Annotated in this window: 12 protein-coding genes and 2 pseudogenes; 8 read left to right on the top strand and 6 right to left on the bottom strand. The window is 49.5% G+C overall.

Going from position 1 to position 14,807, the window contains the following annotated elements; genetic code table 11:
• Nucleotides 1–63: 63 nt before the first annotated feature.
• From MKQ70_RS11905 to MKQ70_RS11885, 5 genes and pseudogenes are all read right to left on the bottom strand, one after another.
• A complete protein-coding gene (locus MKQ70_RS11905; RefSeq protein ID WP_248070989.1) occupies nt 64–3,165 on the bottom strand; it encodes a SusC/RagA family TonB-linked outer membrane protein in 3,102 nt (1,033 codons plus the stop codon).
• A 12-nt stretch (nt 3,166–3,177) separates the two neighbouring features.
• Nucleotides 3,178–4,718, bottom strand: a pseudogene (locus MKQ70_RS11900) (RagB/SusD family nutrient uptake outer membrane protein).
• Between the two features lie 157 nt (nt 4,719–4,875).
• On the bottom strand, nt 4,876–7,197 hold the full coding sequence (locus MKQ70_RS11895; RefSeq protein ID WP_248070987.1) for a SusC/RagA family TonB-linked outer membrane protein: 2,322 nt from the start codon (nt 7,195–7,197) through the stop codon (nt 4,876–4,878).
• Nucleotides 7,115–7,579, bottom strand: coding sequence for a TonB-dependent receptor plug domain-containing protein (locus MKQ70_RS11890; protein ID WP_248070984.1), 465 nt, complete (start codon nt 7,577–7,579; stop codon nt 7,115–7,117). The genes MKQ70_RS11895 and MKQ70_RS11890 overlap by 83 nt, the downstream gene beginning before the upstream one ends.
• A gap of 17 nt (nt 7,580–7,596) precedes the next feature.
• Nucleotides 7,597–8,400 carry a CHRD domain-containing protein gene (locus MKQ70_RS11885; RefSeq protein ID WP_248070982.1) on the bottom strand — a complete coding sequence of 268 codons (804 nt, stop codon included), beginning with the start codon at nt 8,398–8,400 and terminating at the stop codon, nt 7,597–7,599.
• A 414-nt stretch (nt 8,401–8,814) separates the two neighbouring features.
• Between MKQ70_RS11885 and MKQ70_RS11880 the strand changes: the two genes are divergently transcribed.
• From MKQ70_RS11880 to MKQ70_RS11865, 4 genes are all read left to right on the top strand, one after another.
• Nucleotides 8,815–9,243 (top strand): SMI1/KNR4 family protein, encoded by a 429-nt coding sequence (locus tag MKQ70_RS11880; protein ID WP_248070980.1) that lies wholly within the window; start codon nt 8,815–8,817, stop codon nt 9,241–9,243.
• 201 nt (nt 9,244–9,444) lie between these two features.
• Complete coding sequence (locus tag MKQ70_RS11875; RefSeq protein ID WP_248070978.1) at nt 9,445–10,437, top strand: SDR family oxidoreductase; 993 nt, start codon at nt 9,445–9,447, stop codon at nt 10,435–10,437.
• 214 nt (nt 10,438–10,651) lie between these two features.
• Nucleotides 10,652–10,927, top strand: a complete 276-nt coding sequence (locus MKQ70_RS11870) for a hypothetical protein (protein ID WP_248070976.1) — start codon at nt 10,652–10,654, stop codon at nt 10,925–10,927.
• A 16-nt stretch (nt 10,928–10,943) separates the two neighbouring features.
• Nucleotides 10,944–11,246, top strand: a complete 303-nt coding sequence (locus tag MKQ70_RS11865) for a hypothetical protein (RefSeq protein WP_248070974.1) — start codon at nt 10,944–10,946, stop codon at nt 11,244–11,246.
• Between the two features lie 93 nt (nt 11,247–11,339).
• On the opposite strand, the gene MKQ70_RS11860 is transcribed toward MKQ70_RS11865, so the two are convergent.
• Nucleotides 11,340–11,660: a hypothetical protein gene (locus MKQ70_RS11860; RefSeq protein ID WP_248070971.1), complete on the bottom strand. Its 321-nt coding sequence runs from the start codon at nt 11,658–11,660 to the stop codon at nt 11,340–11,342.
• A 255-nt stretch (nt 11,661–11,915) separates the two neighbouring features.
• On the opposite strand from MKQ70_RS11860, the gene MKQ70_RS41175 reads away from it, so the two are divergent.
• The 4 genes and pseudogenes from MKQ70_RS41175 (at nt 11,916) to MKQ70_RS11840 (ending at nt 14,806) form a co-directional block, all read left to right on the top strand.
• Complete coding sequence (locus tag MKQ70_RS41175) at nt 11,916–12,338, top strand: RNA recognition motif domain-containing protein (protein ID WP_248070969.1); 423 nt, start codon at nt 11,916–11,918, stop codon at nt 12,336–12,338.
• Nucleotides 12,339–12,608: 270 nt separating this feature from the next.
• Nucleotides 12,609–13,676, top strand: a pseudogene (locus MKQ70_RS11850) (transposase); the annotation flags it as partial.
• 468 nt (nt 13,677–14,144) lie between these two features.
• The gene (locus tag MKQ70_RS11845; RefSeq protein ID WP_248070967.1) at nt 14,145–14,591 is read left to right on the top strand and encodes a DUF3922 domain-containing protein; all 447 of its coding nucleotides are present in this window, start codon (nt 14,145–14,147) and stop codon (nt 14,589–14,591) included.
• The gene (locus tag MKQ70_RS11840; protein WP_372490105.1) at nt 14,504–14,806 is read left to right on the top strand and encodes a MarR family winged helix-turn-helix transcriptional regulator; all 303 of its coding nucleotides are present in this window, start codon (nt 14,504–14,506) and stop codon (nt 14,804–14,806) included. Before MKQ70_RS11845 ends, MKQ70_RS11840 begins: the two co-directional genes overlap by 88 nt.
• Nucleotide 14,807 lies beyond the last annotated feature (1 nt).

The following is a 14,807-nucleotide window of genomic DNA, read 5'->3' as shown; positions in this document are numbered from 1 at the left end:
AAGGCGATGATCGGAAAAGCAGTTTTGATCATATACTGTGTTTAAGCAATGAGTTAAATGTAATTACAGCCCCACCTGGATGCCCAGGTTAAATACTTTCTGCTGCGGGTATTCACCGGCGGAGGCGCTTACCGCAGATTCAGGATCTATGAATACCGGCAGCGCGGTGTAGGCGAGGCCCATGTTATACCCGTTTGCATATACGCGGGCGTCGCGTAAGCCGAAGCGCTTCAACCTGGAAGCGGGAATGGCATAACCCACCTCGAAGTTTTTCCAGCGGATGTAATCGCCGCTGCGGTACCAGTAAGTGGAGGTTTGACCGTTGGTCGTACCGCCCGCCAGCGAAGGGTAAACCACGTCGGTGGCGCCGGGAGTCCAGCGACCGAGATTGTACGGTACCGATACACGCTCCGGTCTTGCATATGCAATAGAGCCGCGGCTCATGTTGATCACATAATCAAATGCGCCCTGGAATAAAGTACTTACATCGATTCCTTTCCAGGAGATGCCCAAACTCAGTCCCGCTGTATAGGTAGGCTGGTTAGCGCCCATCGCGCCCATGTCGTTCTGGTCCACGATGCCGTCTTTGTTCAGGTCGGCCAGCTTGATAGCGCCGGGGAACAGGTTTTTAAGCGGTACGGCGGTGGTAAGGGTTGGGGAATTGTAGATATCTTCAATGTCCTTGTAAAAACCGATGGCTTTATATCCGAACTGCTGACCGATAGACTTACCCGTTAACGCCAGCCAGGAATATTTCTGCACGGGTTCATCGCGGTAGATTACTTTGTTTTTCGCGTAACTGACATTGCCGCGAACAAAGTAGCGGATGGCCTTGAAGGCCCCGTTGTAATTCATCTCCAGCTCGTATCCTTTGTTCGATACGCGGCCAAGGTTTACGGGCGGCAGGCCCACCCCGAATATTTCTGAAATGGTGGCGCGGGTGGTGAGAATATCGTAACGATAGTGATCGAAGTAATCGACCGTTACACCCAGCTTACCTTTAAAGAACTTCGCATCGATACCGATATCCGCTTTTCTTTCTTTCTCCCAGGTTACGGTGTTGTTGCCCAGCGCACCTTCCGTGATGCCGGTGACTGCTGTGGGCGTTTCGCCGAAGTTGTAGCCGGTTTGACCGCTGTTGTATACCTGCTCGTACAAATATTTGTAGGCGCCGATATTATCGCTGCCCACCAGGCCGTAAGAAGCGCGTATTTTTAAGGCATCTGCCCATAATACCTTTTCTTTAAAGAACTTTTCCTCACTGATGTTCCAACCCGCGCTTACGGCAGGGAACAAGCCATATTTTTTACTGCTGATAAACCTGTCGGAGCCATTATAACCGAGGTTAATGTCCATCAGGTACTTTTGCCGGTAGTCGTAACTCAAACGGCTTGTAAAGCCACGGAAGTTGTTCGGTACCCCGGAAATCACGCTGGAGGAGCCATCCCAGCCGTTTTTGGTATTGGTATTCTGGTTCAGCATCAGCATTGCTGATACATTGTGCGGTCCAAAGCTACGCTGGTAGTTCAATGCCGCCTGTATATTCAAACGCCGCTCGGAGTTCCGGAAACCGCCGCCGCGGCTTAGTTTACCCATGCGGTACAGGTTGTTGGTCACCGGTTTGTAACTGTTGCTCGGTGCATCCCAGAAGTACACGAGTATTTCTGAACTGCTGCGCGTCAGTGTAGTTAAGAAGTTGTAATCGCTCGCCAGCGATACGAGTCCGCTCACCGATAGGCCCTTCGTGATCATGTCCAGCTTTTGTTTGGCGGAGGCCACGAGATTAAAGTTGTTATCGAAGGTGCGCTGGTAACCGCTGTACATCAGGTTAGCCACCGGGTTCGGTTTGGTGCCTGAGCCGGAACTGCTGGCCAGGGTACCGTTTTCGTTGTATACCGGGTAACCGAAGGAGCTCAGCTCTCCATTCCACAGATACTGAAACGTAGTACCGCCGCCGTTCCACGACTTATCATTCGGCTCGTTCGTAACCCCGAAGCGACCGGACAGGTCGAGGCGGATGTGCAGATCTTTCGTAGGATCAATATCAATGTTTGAACGGAAGTTGTAACGGTTGTAAAAGTAGTTGCCGTTATAACCCTGGTCTTTCGAAAAATCTTTATAAATACCGCCCTGTGTGATATAACCCAGGGAAACAAAGTATTTGATAAGGTCGGAACCGCCGGCAATATCGAAGTTTACCCGTTCCTGCAAACTGTAATCGCGCATGAGCGTATTCCACCAGTCAACATTGGGATGATAGTACGGGTCGGAATTATTCTTGTAATATTCGAGGTTGTTGCCGGCGAAGTAGGTAGGGTAGGTGACGGTAGGATCAAGCCCGCGCGTTGTTTCATACTCCTGCAACAGGCGCAGGGTGGTATACCCGTCGTTCATATCAGGGCGACGGGTAGGTGTTTGTATCCCCGTTTCATTACGCACTGTCAGCTGTGGTTTACCCGATTTACCGCGGCGGGTTTTAATGACCAGCACACCGTTTGCGCCGCGGATACCGTATACCGCGGTGGTCGAGGCATCTTTGAGAATAGATACACTTTCCACTTCATTCGGGTCGAGTTGTGCGACCTGGCTATACGTAAATTCGATATCATCCACGATGATCAGCGGGTTGTTATCGTTCGTATACGAGCTGATACCACGTATCTGGAAGGAGGCGCCGTCTCTTCCCGGCTGACCGCTGCGCTGCTGTGAGAACAAACCGGGCAGGCGGCCTGCGAGGGAGTTCTGCAGGCTGGCGGAAGGGCTTTGTCGCAGTTCCACGCCGGTAATAGCGCTCACCGCGCCGGTGTTGGTAATCTTGGGTTTCTCGCCGAAGCCAATGATCACCACTTCTTCCAGTCCCGCGTAATCTTCTTTCAGGGTAATATTAACGGCGCTTTTGCCGGCTACAGATACCTCCTGTTTCAGGTAGCCGAGAAAACTCACCGTCAGTGTTTGAGAAGTGCCCCGCAGTTTGAGTGTAAAGCTGCCTTTTTCGTCGGTAGTCGCCCCGTTGGTTGGTATGCCTTTCTCCACCACGGTAACGCCGGGGAGGGGCTGTTTGCCGTCGGTAACGCTGCCCCTGATGATGGTCTCCGTTTGCGCGGCGGCGGGCAGTGTTGCCAGCAGGAATAGCAGGCAGCAGAGTCCAAATAAAATATTTCTCATGGTATGATTCATTTACCAGTTAGTGTTTTGGATGATGCTTTTGTTGGAGATCACTTCCGCGTAAGGGAAGGGATACCGGTACATGCGGCCGGCGTTAAACGTTACGACCTGCGCAGGCACTACCGTATACGTGAAGCCGGTACCATTGGTCTTGATCTGCATGCCGTGCAGCGTGCCATTTAACACGTTCTCCGCGATCTTCCAGCGACGGATATCCCAGTGGCGGTGCTCTTCAAAGCCAGCTCCACGCGTCTTTCATGACGAATGCGCGTGCGCATCTGGTCTTTCGTGAGACCCAAGGGTAATTTATAAGGATTGAGTTTAGCGCGTTGCCTTACGAGTTCTATGGCGGCATATACCTCCGCTACGGGGCCATCGCTCTCGTTTTTCGCCTCTGCATAGTCCAGTAAGATTGCTGCGTACCGGATGATGGGGAAGTTGTGCTCGGCATTCGCATAACTGCTGCTGCCGCCTCCGGTGCCCGGGAACTTGCGCATGTAATAACCGGTGCGCGTTTCGCCGGTATTGGTATTGCCATAACCGGCCGGACGGTCAATGCCGCCATCATACGTTTGGATCGTGCGGCTTAACCAGCTCATGCCGTTGTAGAAAACAGTGGCGGCTAAACGCGGATCGCGGTTCGCATATGGATTATTCGGATCGTAACCCGAACCGGCTTCATTGATCATTTTACCGGTCACCATTTCAAATTCATCTACCAGTTCCTGCGTGGGATTGGTTTTGCCCTTATCGCCCCGTGGTGTGCCTACCGGGCCGTTGTTGGCTTCCACCGTGCTGTTGGGGGCAGACATGTACCCGAGAATAAGCTCCGTGTTTTTGCGCACGACGAACACATCGTTAAAGTTAGCGGTGAGCGCATATGTTTTCGTATCCATGACTGCTTTGGCGGCATTGGCGGCGGAATCCCACTTTGCGCGAAGGTTGTCCGGGTTATTAAGCGGGCTGGCCGCATACAGGAATACTCGGGCCTTTAAAGCCATCGCAGCGCCGCGTGTGATACGGCCATAGTACGCAGTAGCGTAGCTGGGCGGCAGGGCAGGTGTGGCGGCATTCAGTTCCTTTACAATGTAGTTTACACAAGTGTCATAGTGCGATTGACCAAGGTTGATCTGCTCCGTGCGTTCGAATACCTTGTCGCCTATGAGCGGCACGCCGCCCCAGCGTTTGGTGAGCTCGAAGTAACACATCGCGCGGATCACGCGGGCTTCTGCCTTCCACTGGTCCATAAGACCGGGTGTTTTCAGCGGTACGCGGTCGATTTTGGAAAGGAAGATGTTGGCTTTACGGATGCCGCTGTACAAGTCATTCCAGTTGTTATCCGGGAGATTGAAGGGCGTCCACTGGCTGGTGGAGAAGTATTGTACCACGTCGTTGGCGGCATTGGGCAACGCATCGTCGGTACCTGCATCCGAGGATGTTGCCGGAAACGCGGTTATAACCTTTGGGCAGATGGGTGTAAGTGTTATAGAGAAATTGCTCTGCGTATACCCCGAGTGAATCCAGCCGGTCGAAAACGAGTTCTTCGTTCGCATTTTCCAGCGGCTCCTTTTCTACCAGGTTTTTCTGGCAGCTTATCAGCGCAGTGGCCAGCAGGCCGTATATGAAGGTTTGTCTGATCATGTGGAAATTTTTTCAGTTACAGTTTAAGAGATAGGCCGGCGTTGATGATCCGCTGGTTGCGGAAAACGTTCAATGCCGATTCGGGGTCCAGTCTTCCTCCATCGCTTTAAACGTAAGCAGGTTGTAGCCGTTCGCAAAGAATCGCAGCTGCTGTATTTTGGCGCGTTGCAGGAAGCCGGCCTTTAGTGTGTACCCGATCTCCGCGTTCTTCAGTCGCAGGTAGTTGCCCGAACGTAACCAGAAGGAAGAAGCCACATCGTTGTTGACGTTGGAACCGATGGTCAGCCGCGGGTAATTCGCGCTTTCGGCGGTGGCGGCCGTCCAGCGGTTTTTGTGGAACTCCTGTACGTTGCCGTAACTGTTATTGAAGGCCGCCATCGTTGAAGGTGATAAAACGATCTTGCGGTTTGCAGCGCCCTGCAGCAAAATGGTTACATCGAAACCTTTGTAGCTGAACCCGCCATTCAGGCCGTAGAAAACCAGTGGTTTGTTGGTGCCGATCGCGCGGATGTCAAGTGCGTTGATCACCCCGTCTTTGTTGAGGTCTTCGTACCTGATATCGCCCGGCACCGGTGCGTAGCCCTGCCAGCCGGGGATGCCGGCTGCAATGTCTTCCTGCGTATAAAAACCCTTGGCTACGTAACCAAACTGCTGGCTGGTCGCTGAGCCGGTCCTGTATAACCAGGGGTGCGGATAATCGGGTTCATCTGCAGCGAGTAGCCTGCTGCCCGAAAACGCGATATTGCCTCTTAAGAAGTAACGCAATTTGCTGCTGGTGGTATGGTCGTATGCCACACTCGCTTCCACACCGGCGTAGCGGATCTCCCGCAGGTTTTCCAGCGGATAGGTTTGGCCGAATATACCGGATACGCGCTGTGGTTGTTGCAGTACGTCGTAAAAACGATTACGATAGTAGTCAACGCTCAGGGTCAGTTCGTTGTTGAGCAATCCTGCATCCAGGCCTATATTGTATTTCCAGGCTTTTTCCCAGGTGATATCGGTATTCGCGATACCCGATTCCAATGCGCCGGATACGCCTGCTGCTGTTTCGCCCACATTGTAGCCGGTGCTGCCGATCACATAGTTCTGCATGTACAGGAAGTAGTTGGAAGGGTCGGCCCATGCTGTTTGTCCCGCGCTGGCCCGCAGTTTCAGGTAGCTTACTGCCGGAAGGTGATAGAACGATTCGTTGCTGATTATCCAGCCGGCGCCTAAAGAAGGCAGGTATCCCCAACGTTGGCTGGGTGCATAGCGGTTCAGGCTGCCGTAGGTCATGCCGGCTTCGAAGAGGTAGGTTTTGTTCCAGTCGTAGGTAGCCGTAAGCCCGAAGTGTTTGTACACCTGCGCCAGTTGTGTAAACGACGCAATGGAATTATCGAGGTTGTAGGTGCCGAGTAAAGACAGTGCGTGCTTTTGCCACTGCTTATCATATCCGAGTAATACGTTGTAATAACTTTGCCGGAGTTGCGATGGTACGGTGGTGGTACCTTCCGTTACCAGCCCTTCTGTACCTACTTTCGTGTATTTCGTATTGGCGGTATCCGTCAGCTGGTACACCGCATAGGTTTTGGAACGGTTGATGTTTTCGGTATACCAGTTATTCATGGATACCATTCCTTTTACCCACATACCTTTTACCAGCTTATCGAGCTTCAGGTGCAGGCTGAGGTCTGCCGCCACGGTACGCTGGTTGGTCTGCTGATAGCCGGAGTTAACAGCAGATGCGTGGGGATTGGCCGTAAAAACGGAGCTGCCGCCGTACGAACCATTTTTGTTAAACACGGGGAATGATACCGGGGAGGTGGCATAAATTTCGTTCAGGATGGTGCTGGCGGTACGACCTGGTTCCGTGGCATTTTCCATAGAACCGAATACGTTGAGCCCTAAACGAATGCTTTCATTAAAGTCGATTTCTGCATTGGTGCGGATGTTATACCGCTTGTAATCGTTATTGGTATTATAAGAATTTTTGCCGGAGGTGATGAAGTTCCCGTCCTGCCCGAAGTGTTCCAGTGATGCGTAGTAACGATAACTTTTCGCGTTGCCGGCAATGTCCAGGCTGTAGCGTTGCTGGCTGCTTTGCGGTTTGTACACGGTGTTATACCAGTTTACATCGGGCGCAAGATAGGCGTCGTTGGTGTGGTCTTTCCAGGCCTGCAGTTGCGCGGCGGAGAAGCGTGGTGTAGCGGTGGGATTGCCGTTGTGCTGAGCCTCGTTGTATAACGTGGCGTAATCGTAAGCGTTCACGAATTTCGGGGTGTTCAATTGCTCCGTTACAGCGTATTGAGCAGAAGCATTGATCTCAAACTCACGTGGTCCGCGGTCGCGCGTGGTTACCAGCACTACGCCATTGGAGGCGCGCATTCCGTACATCGCGGTAGCCAGGGGCATCTTTGAGTACAGTGATACTTTCCACATCCGCAGGATTAAAACTTGTAAAGCTCCTGATGACGCCATCGATCACCAGCATTGGTGTTCTGCCACGCAGTTGAAAGGAGGACGCGTCGTTACCGGCGCGGCCGGAGTTTTGTACGGTGTACAGTCCGGCCAGGCGGCCCGCGGTAATATTGGTAATATCGGCTACCGGTGTGGTACGGAAGTCTTCATTATACCCGGTGGCTACGCTGGCGATGTTTGCTGTAGCGGGGATGGTCCGGTTCCACAACCGTACCGGGTTCGATGTGGTATCGGCCGGGGTGTTGGCGGCAAAGGCTGGCAGCACCTGCAAACAGGCAGCCAGTCCTAACAATGCGCGTTGCTTTGTAATAGTCATGACGAATCAGGTTTTGGTTAGCGGATGATGCCTTTCAGCAGGCCGTTCACGAAGTTTTTAGAATGCACGTCGACCTGCAGCGCATCGTTGTTCAGTGTGGTCAGGTAAGCCGCAGTGATGGTGGCAGACATAGGACGATTGTATGCCGTATCGACCGTAGCCAGTACCAGCGATATTTCCGTACCCTTATGAATGTGCGCGGCCTGTAGCTGGTCATCGCCCGCTACGCCGGTTACTTTCAGATTATAATGAAGGATGTTGTCTTCCGTTGCACGGAGAATTGCCGTACCGGCAGCGGCGGTAGTGCCGGTTAAGGCCACATCCGCAGCAAATACGATCTTTTTGTCAAGTTGTCCGCGTACAAGGCCGCCCGGACTGCTTTTCGATACCACGGTGAGGTAGGTAGACAGCGTCGATAAACTGTCTGCCTGGCTTTGCGTCAACCTCAACTTACCTTTTGATTTAACGCCCGTGTAATTCACGTTGGGGAAAGCGAGAATTTGCGTGCCATTCACGGTTGGGGAGCCGGCGAAGATGGCGATTTGCCCCGGTAATTCGGCGGGCCCTAAACTATCGAAATACAAATCATAATACAGGTCCTTGTTGTCGGAAAGATAGAGCAGGCATACCGCGTGATCGCCTTTCCCCGTAACGGCCGGCACCATGTTGCTGGCCTTGAGGTCCAGGTTCCAGAACCTGACGATGAATTCTTCGGAAGTCGGATCTTTTTTACAGGCTGTTGCCAGTAGGAGTGCCGACAGTACAAGGCAATACTTGCCCGGCCCGGCTTTCATCGCCCGGAATAGAGAATGTAATGTCATATGATGGATCAGATTTTAGACGGAGCAGCAGCAGCCGTAATCGATTGCAGGTAGTGTGAGCCGTAACATAGTAGTGGGATGGTCTTCTTTCACATACGGGCACGACGATGCCTGTTTAGATCACGAACTTCATAACCGTATTCATACTTAAAAATTTAACTGGCAAGCCTTACGCAACCGGTGGTTGATATTGTGTTTCTTCAGTTGATTAAATGACCGGAGGCAGCTGCCTTATTTAATATTGTGTTTCTTCTTCTTCTTATTATAGATCGATATATTGGTTGTTGTATTGATCGCAAAATAAGGAGTCTGCGGAAATAAATTAATAGATTTTTAACAAGTGCTGTTGTTATCTAAGCGTGGGAGCAAGGTGTAACGTTGTACTGAATAATTTCTTTTCAGTATCTTACCCTTATGTACCCATACGAACACATCCTGGATGAACAGGGCGCCATAAAACGCGCTACGGATCCGGACCAAGCCCTTGCATCCCTTAAAAGGTCCGCAGGATTCCCGATGCCGGCCGACTACCTGAATTTCCTGCGTCACTACGCCGGTTTCGAAGGCGCGATCGGCGGGCAGTACCTGCGGTTAGAGGATGTGGAGGAGGTGCTGGAAACGAATGAGGGTTACGAGGTGCAGCGGCGCCTGCCGCGTACGCTGATGATCGGCAGCAATGGCGGTGGAGAATTTATTGCTATCGTGTATATGGAGGACACGCAGGGATATAAGATAGTACTTTCCCCTTTTGCAGATATGGATGAGCGTTATCACCTTTGGATCGGGAATACGTTTTCCGACTTTTTAGGAAGGTTGGAGAAGGGGATGGGGTGGTTCGATTAATCGGAGGGGAAGCATCCTGCATGGCATCCGCATGTTGTGTATAATTTGTCTTATTCATGTATGGCTGTGCCTGTCCGTCAAAAAGAGTACCACGGGTATTCTTCCCGCATGCGCCTCCGCTGTAGCAATATGGTCTTGTTTTAGCGGGATATGGATACCTGCTGCGATAATCATCACGCAGCGCTTAACCTGAACAAGACCATGATCGACACAAGTAAAATGAACCGGCGCAAAGCGCTGGGCGCTATGGCTACATTAGCCGCCGCCCCGGCGATCGCAGTATCACCGGCTTCTGCCGCAACGGGCGGCGTATCTGCCCCCGATAATCCGTTGACAAAATATCCGAAGCCGCCGTTCCAACGGCAGCAGCAACCCTGGCCCGGCCTTGCGGGAAAAATGACGCCGCGCCCGGATCATGGCGAATCAAGCTATAAGGGCAGTGGCAGGCTTGCCGGAAGAAAAGCGCTGATCACCGGCGGCGATTCCGGTATGGGCAGAGCGGCGGCCATCGCATATGCCCGGGAAGGCGCGGATGTGGCCATCAATTATCTTCCCGATGAAGAGCCGGATGCAAAAGAGGTGGTAGCACTCATCCGCAAAGCAGGCCGGAAAGCGGTGGCGATTCCCGGCGATATCCGTACGGAAGCATTCTGCAAAGAATTGGTCACGAAAGCTGTAGCGGGACTGGGTGGGTTAGATATACTTGTATGTAACGCGGCCCGCCAGCAAACAAAGGCATCTATCCCGGATATCACCACAGAGGATTTTGATGCCACGATGAAAACGAACATTTATGCCCCTTTCTGGATCATCAAAGCGGCGCTGCCGCATCTTCAGCCAGGGGCTTCTATTATTGGAACTACTTCAGTTCAGGCTACTGATCCTTCGGCCGAACTATATGATTACGCGCAAACTAAAGCGGCCACCACAAATTATGTGAGATCGCTGGCTAAACAACTGGCGCCGAAAGGTATCCGTGTAAATGGGGTGGCGCCGGGGCCTATATGGACACCGCTGCAAGTAAGCGGGGGCGCTACTATGGAGAAGCTGGAGAATTTCGGCGGCGATACGCCATTGGCCAGGCCGGGACAGCCGGCGGAACTGGCATCTATTTACGTGCAGTTGGCGGCCAATGATGCAAGCTATAGCACGGGGCAGATTTATGGTGCAGCTGGCGGCGGCGGACAGCCCTGATTTTTTAACCTGCCACCGTAGTGCCCGTTAGCCACCAATAAAATAAATGATAGATATCGTTAAATTTAGTCTACCTTTAACTGGATAGCATTTGAGCCTATTGCACTTTCATTGGAAATAACTTCTCCCGACTGGTTACTACCGTTTTCTTTGCTTACTCTCAAGTGTTGTAGCGCACAATGGTAACTCTATTTCGTCACGTAAAAGCTACGATATGAACCTATCAGAAGTTTATCGGTTACTAGGCAGCCGCATTTTTTATAACCTGGCAAATGCCTCTCGTGTCCGCTTTTCGGAGGCGTCTATCTTTGTAGACCGAAGGTCAGGCGTCCCATTTTCGCTGAGAGAGCAGGAAGGCCAGGTTTACCTGGAAACCGCGCTGTACAGTGATGAGCATACTTTGCTCCGGGTACAAACGGATCATCCCGATGGAAGTCCTTTGCATTTGTACCAGAAGGAGACGAACGAGGAAGTGCTCGTATTGGATTAATTTAAATACAGATTCTATGAAACAACCCTTTGAAAAAATATTACAGGAGTTTCACGCCGCTGCGGGTGAGCTCATTTCAAGTTACTGCTCCAGGTTTCATGATGCCATCGAACCATTGAAAAAGATGCATGATGAATCTTTCTTCCAGATGCAGCAGCAACGGTACGCTTACACACTTAAAAAGGGCCTGGAGTCTATTGCCGGTAACCTGCTCGACAGATATGGCCATAGTAGTGACAGTTCAATGTTGCACGGTACGCTGTCGCGCAACGTAAAAGCTTACATCAACGAATTTTTCCTGGATACAAGACTGATCTGATATTATTGCTTACCCGTTTTTGTAAAGCGCTTCGCAGCCAACTGCGGGGCTTTTTTATGTGCGCTACATCCGCTGTAGCGTGTTGCGGTTATATTACTTTGCCGGGTCGATTCGCTGTTTTAATGCCGCCAGGCAGTCGTCGATAACACGAAGTGTTGCGTCGTAATTTTTCGCGGTGTCCTTTTCGGCGAAGTCTTTTTGCAGTGAACGAAATATCTCCGATAAAATAAGGTATTGTGTCCGCCATTCGAAGAAGTCTGACATACTGGTTCTAATCGAACATTGTGAAACAAGAGAACTTGCACGGGCTACTGTTGCCATTAGGTAGTGCCGGGTAGCCATATTGTTATTCTCCAGCAAATCGACACGGTGCAGTTCAAACAAGCGGCTCAGCTGAGCAGTGCGATCATTCATGGCAGGGCATATTATTTCGTGATTTATATGACTGTTATTACTTTGCCGGTCTGGGTCCACTCTTTAATTGCGGTTGAGCAACACAAGGGGAAGATACTGATAAGGTAAGCAACCGCTGGCAATTTTATCAAAGGGCATTAAATTGATAGAAATGACTTGTATAGTAAAGGTACCCTTTTTAAACGGCATATCGATCGACTATTCGACCAGTTGTCACAATGTTTTGTTAACTAGTGCAGCAGCAAAAATTAAATTGTGCGTATTCCATTTATTAAGTCTATCTTTAGCCAGACATCATTTGAGCATTCTGCACTTTCCTTGGCTATAACTTTTCCCCGACTGGTTACTTCCTCTCTTTTTGCTTTGCACTCAAATATCCTCACACTTAATTTTAATTTTTTTATTATGAACATTTACGTTTCAAATCTCAGCAGGACTGTTAACTCATCAAATCTTTCCAAACACTTTGCTCCATACGGAAACATTTCCTCCGTACATATAGTGACCGACAAATTCACAAACGAAAGTAAGGGCTATGCGTTTGTTGAAATGGAAAATAATGAAGGTGGCCGTAAAGCCATCAGCGAATTGAATGGCACTGTTCTCGGTGATCGAAATATTGTTGTAAGCGAAGCAAAGCCGCGTCGCGAACGTACCGAGTACCGCGAGCGTTGGTAGCTCTGTTGCTTCATTCAACTGATATGATATAATATAACATGTTGGATATGGCTATGTATAGTAACGGCGTGTTATCTTTCGTTATTAAGTCTTACATCAGCGAATTCTCTTAAATACTGGATTGGTGCGATCTTTATTGATTGCCCATTTATAAAAAACGACGATGCTTAACCGAGGGTACTGAAAAAGTCCCTTTATCAAAGTAGCCCAAAGGAGCAGATAACCGCGGTTATCTGCTCCTTTTCTTTATAGATTTTAAAATCTATTTCGATGTTAGATCAACAACAAAAGATTCCAATGAGTGAGTTTTCGGGACTGTATAATTTAATAGTCCCCCAGGACAATCTCCTTCGCAGGATCAATGATCTGATAGATTTTAGTTTTGTCTATAATGAACTGGTGGACAAATATTGTCCTAATAACGGACGAACCGCCGAGAGTCCCATAAGAATGTTCAAATATCTGTTGCTTAAGACAATTTATACAGTTTCTGATGTAGATGTGGTTGAGCGCTCCCGTTATGATATGTCTTTCAAATATTTTCTGGATATGACTCCTGAAGAGGAGGTCATCAACCCTAGCTCATTGACCAAATTCCGGAAGTTGCGTTTAAAGGATACCGATTTATTAAATCTTTTGATAAACAAAACGGTGTCTGTTGCTATAGAAAAGGGGATTGTTCGCTCCAGGTCCATCATTGTCGATTCCACCCATTCTCTATCCCGCTCCAATCCCCATTCAGCAATTGAGGTATTGCGGGAGCGGTCTAAACAACTTAGAAAAGCCGTTTACGCCAACACTATATCCTCTCTAAAGACGCGGACGCTAGAACCGGACACAAATCAGTGGACAACACCTTCTTTGGTTACAAAACTCATCTGGCCATGACTGAAGAACGAATCATTACAGCTGCGGTAGTTACTTCGGGCGAAAAAGGAGATGGTCCGGAGCTGCCCAAACTCTTGGAACTTAGCCAGCAAAACGGAATCCAGGTAGATGCTATTATTGGAGATGCAGCCTATTCGGGCAAGGATAATCTTGAATTGGCCAACAAGCAGGATATTCAGATCGTGGCCAAACTAAACCCTGTCATCACTCATGGTTTTAGAAAAGATGAGGATAAGTTCGACTACAATAAGGATGCTGACAGGTTCGCATGCCCGGCTGGACACCGGCAATCAGAAAAGCACAACAAGGGAAAAAGGTGTTGGTACCAACCAGGTGACTACTTATTATTTTGATGTTGAAAAGTGTAAAGTCTGTCCGTTGAAAGAAAATTGCTATAGTCCCGGGTCAAAGACCAAGACCTACTCAGTATCTATTAGGTCAGCACTACATAATTCACTGTAAACCTCAAAAGAATCCTAAAACTGATTTAATAACAGGAATTAAGCGCTAGATACCGCCCCTTTGATATTTATCAGGAAACTCAGCGCAAAGTCGATTCTCTATAAAAAAGAAGCGATCAAGTAAAAACATGCTTTTACCTGATCGTTTCTTGAAGGCCGCTCATAAAAGAGAGACTTTTTCAGTGCCCTCCGTAAACCGCGGGTCTTTTTATTGCCTGATTCACCCGCCTGAATTCGATGGTTCCAGATCAGCCTCACATTTATATTTTTTATTCGACGGAAACATATTTTACCGGTTTTAATAGACATTCTAAAAGAAAAGTTTCAGGGATGTAAATACTGCACAGTACATGCAGGTTTATTAGTATTATTTTACACAAAAAGAGATATTTTGTACAATATGTTTTGTTATTCTCGCTTATTTGGTATATATTTATCCTAATATTGATTGTCTATCATGAACACGAGCTTACTTAAAGACCTCATCGACCTCGCCGCTGAATTTGAATTGCTAGGCGCGAACAGGGCGTATACGAACGATATTTCCGGTTTTCGCCGGTGGATGAGTGATGGCGGTGCGGAGGAGAAGAAGGAGCCCTATTGGGAGGGCAAGGAAAAGGGCAGAAGCCCCGAAAGCGTTATCAATACTCTTATTGTGCACATGAACCGTTACGCCCGCACCTATTCAAAAGCAGCGATCCACGATTCTGAGTTTTCCACCCAGGAAGAATTTATCTACCTCATCAATCTGCGGGCCTTCGGCGATATGACCAAAATGGAGTTGATCAAAAAGAACGTCCAGATAAACCCGCGGGCATACAGATTATTAACCGCCTCATACAACAGGGCTGGGCGCAGCAGGTCGATTCAGCAACCGACAAGCGTAGCAAGATTATCAGCATAACAGCAAAAGGTATGCAGCACCTGGAGCAGCAAATGGAAAAGATCCGTCTTGCCACACAGGTGGTAACCGGCGATCTTACACACCAGGAGAAAATGGAGCTTATTACTTTATTGAATAAGCTCGACCATTTCCACCGTCCGATATTCCAGCGGAATGCGGAGCCCGGGAGCCTGCTGGAGATGGTCGTAAATGAATATTTACCCGCAAAAAGTTAGG

Origin of the sequence: Chitinophaga sedimenti, assembly GCF_023156195.1 — a bacterium.
Lineage (GTDB): Bacteria > Bacteroidota > Bacteroidia > Chitinophagales > Chitinophagaceae > Chitinophaga > Chitinophaga sedimenti.
Note: the sequence above shows the minus strand (reverse complement) of the source record. Positions and strands in the feature narration are given on the sequence as shown.

What these genes read in the sequence shown, in the direction of transcription:
- MKQ70_RS11905 (WP_248070989.1), bottom strand. Translation starts at nt 3,165, where the DNA reads ATGAGAAATATTTTATTTGGACTCTGCTGCCTGCTATTCCTGCTGGCA.
- MKQ70_RS11895 (WP_248070987.1), bottom strand. Translation starts at nt 7,197, where the DNA reads ATGCCCCTGGCTACCGCGATGTACGGAATGCGCGCCTCCAATGGCGTA.
- MKQ70_RS11890 (WP_248070984.1), bottom strand. Translation starts at nt 7,579, where the DNA reads ATGACTATTACAAAGCAACGCGCATTGTTAGGACTGGCTGCCTGTTTG.
- MKQ70_RS11885 (WP_248070982.1), bottom strand. Translation starts at nt 8,400, where the DNA reads ATGACATTACATTCTCTATTCCGGGCGATGAAAGCCGGGCCGGGCAAG.
- MKQ70_RS11880 (WP_248070980.1), top strand. Translation starts at nt 8,815, where the DNA reads ATGTACCCATACGAACACATCCTGGATGAACAGGGCGCCATAAAACGC.
- MKQ70_RS11875 (WP_248070978.1), top strand. Translation starts at nt 9,445, where the DNA reads ATGATCGACACAAGTAAAATGAACCGGCGCAAAGCGCTGGGCGCTATG.
- MKQ70_RS11870 (WP_248070976.1), top strand. Translation starts at nt 10,652, where the DNA reads ATGAACCTATCAGAAGTTTATCGGTTACTAGGCAGCCGCATTTTTTAT.
- MKQ70_RS11865 (WP_248070974.1), top strand. Translation starts at nt 10,944, where the DNA reads ATGAAACAACCCTTTGAAAAAATATTACAGGAGTTTCACGCCGCTGCG.
- MKQ70_RS11860 (WP_248070971.1), bottom strand. Translation starts at nt 11,660, where the DNA reads ATGAATGATCGCACTGCTCAGCTGAGCCGCTTGTTTGAACTGCACCGT.
- MKQ70_RS11845 (WP_248070967.1), top strand. Translation starts at nt 14,145, where the DNA reads ATGAACACGAGCTTACTTAAAGACCTCATCGACCTCGCCGCTGAATTT.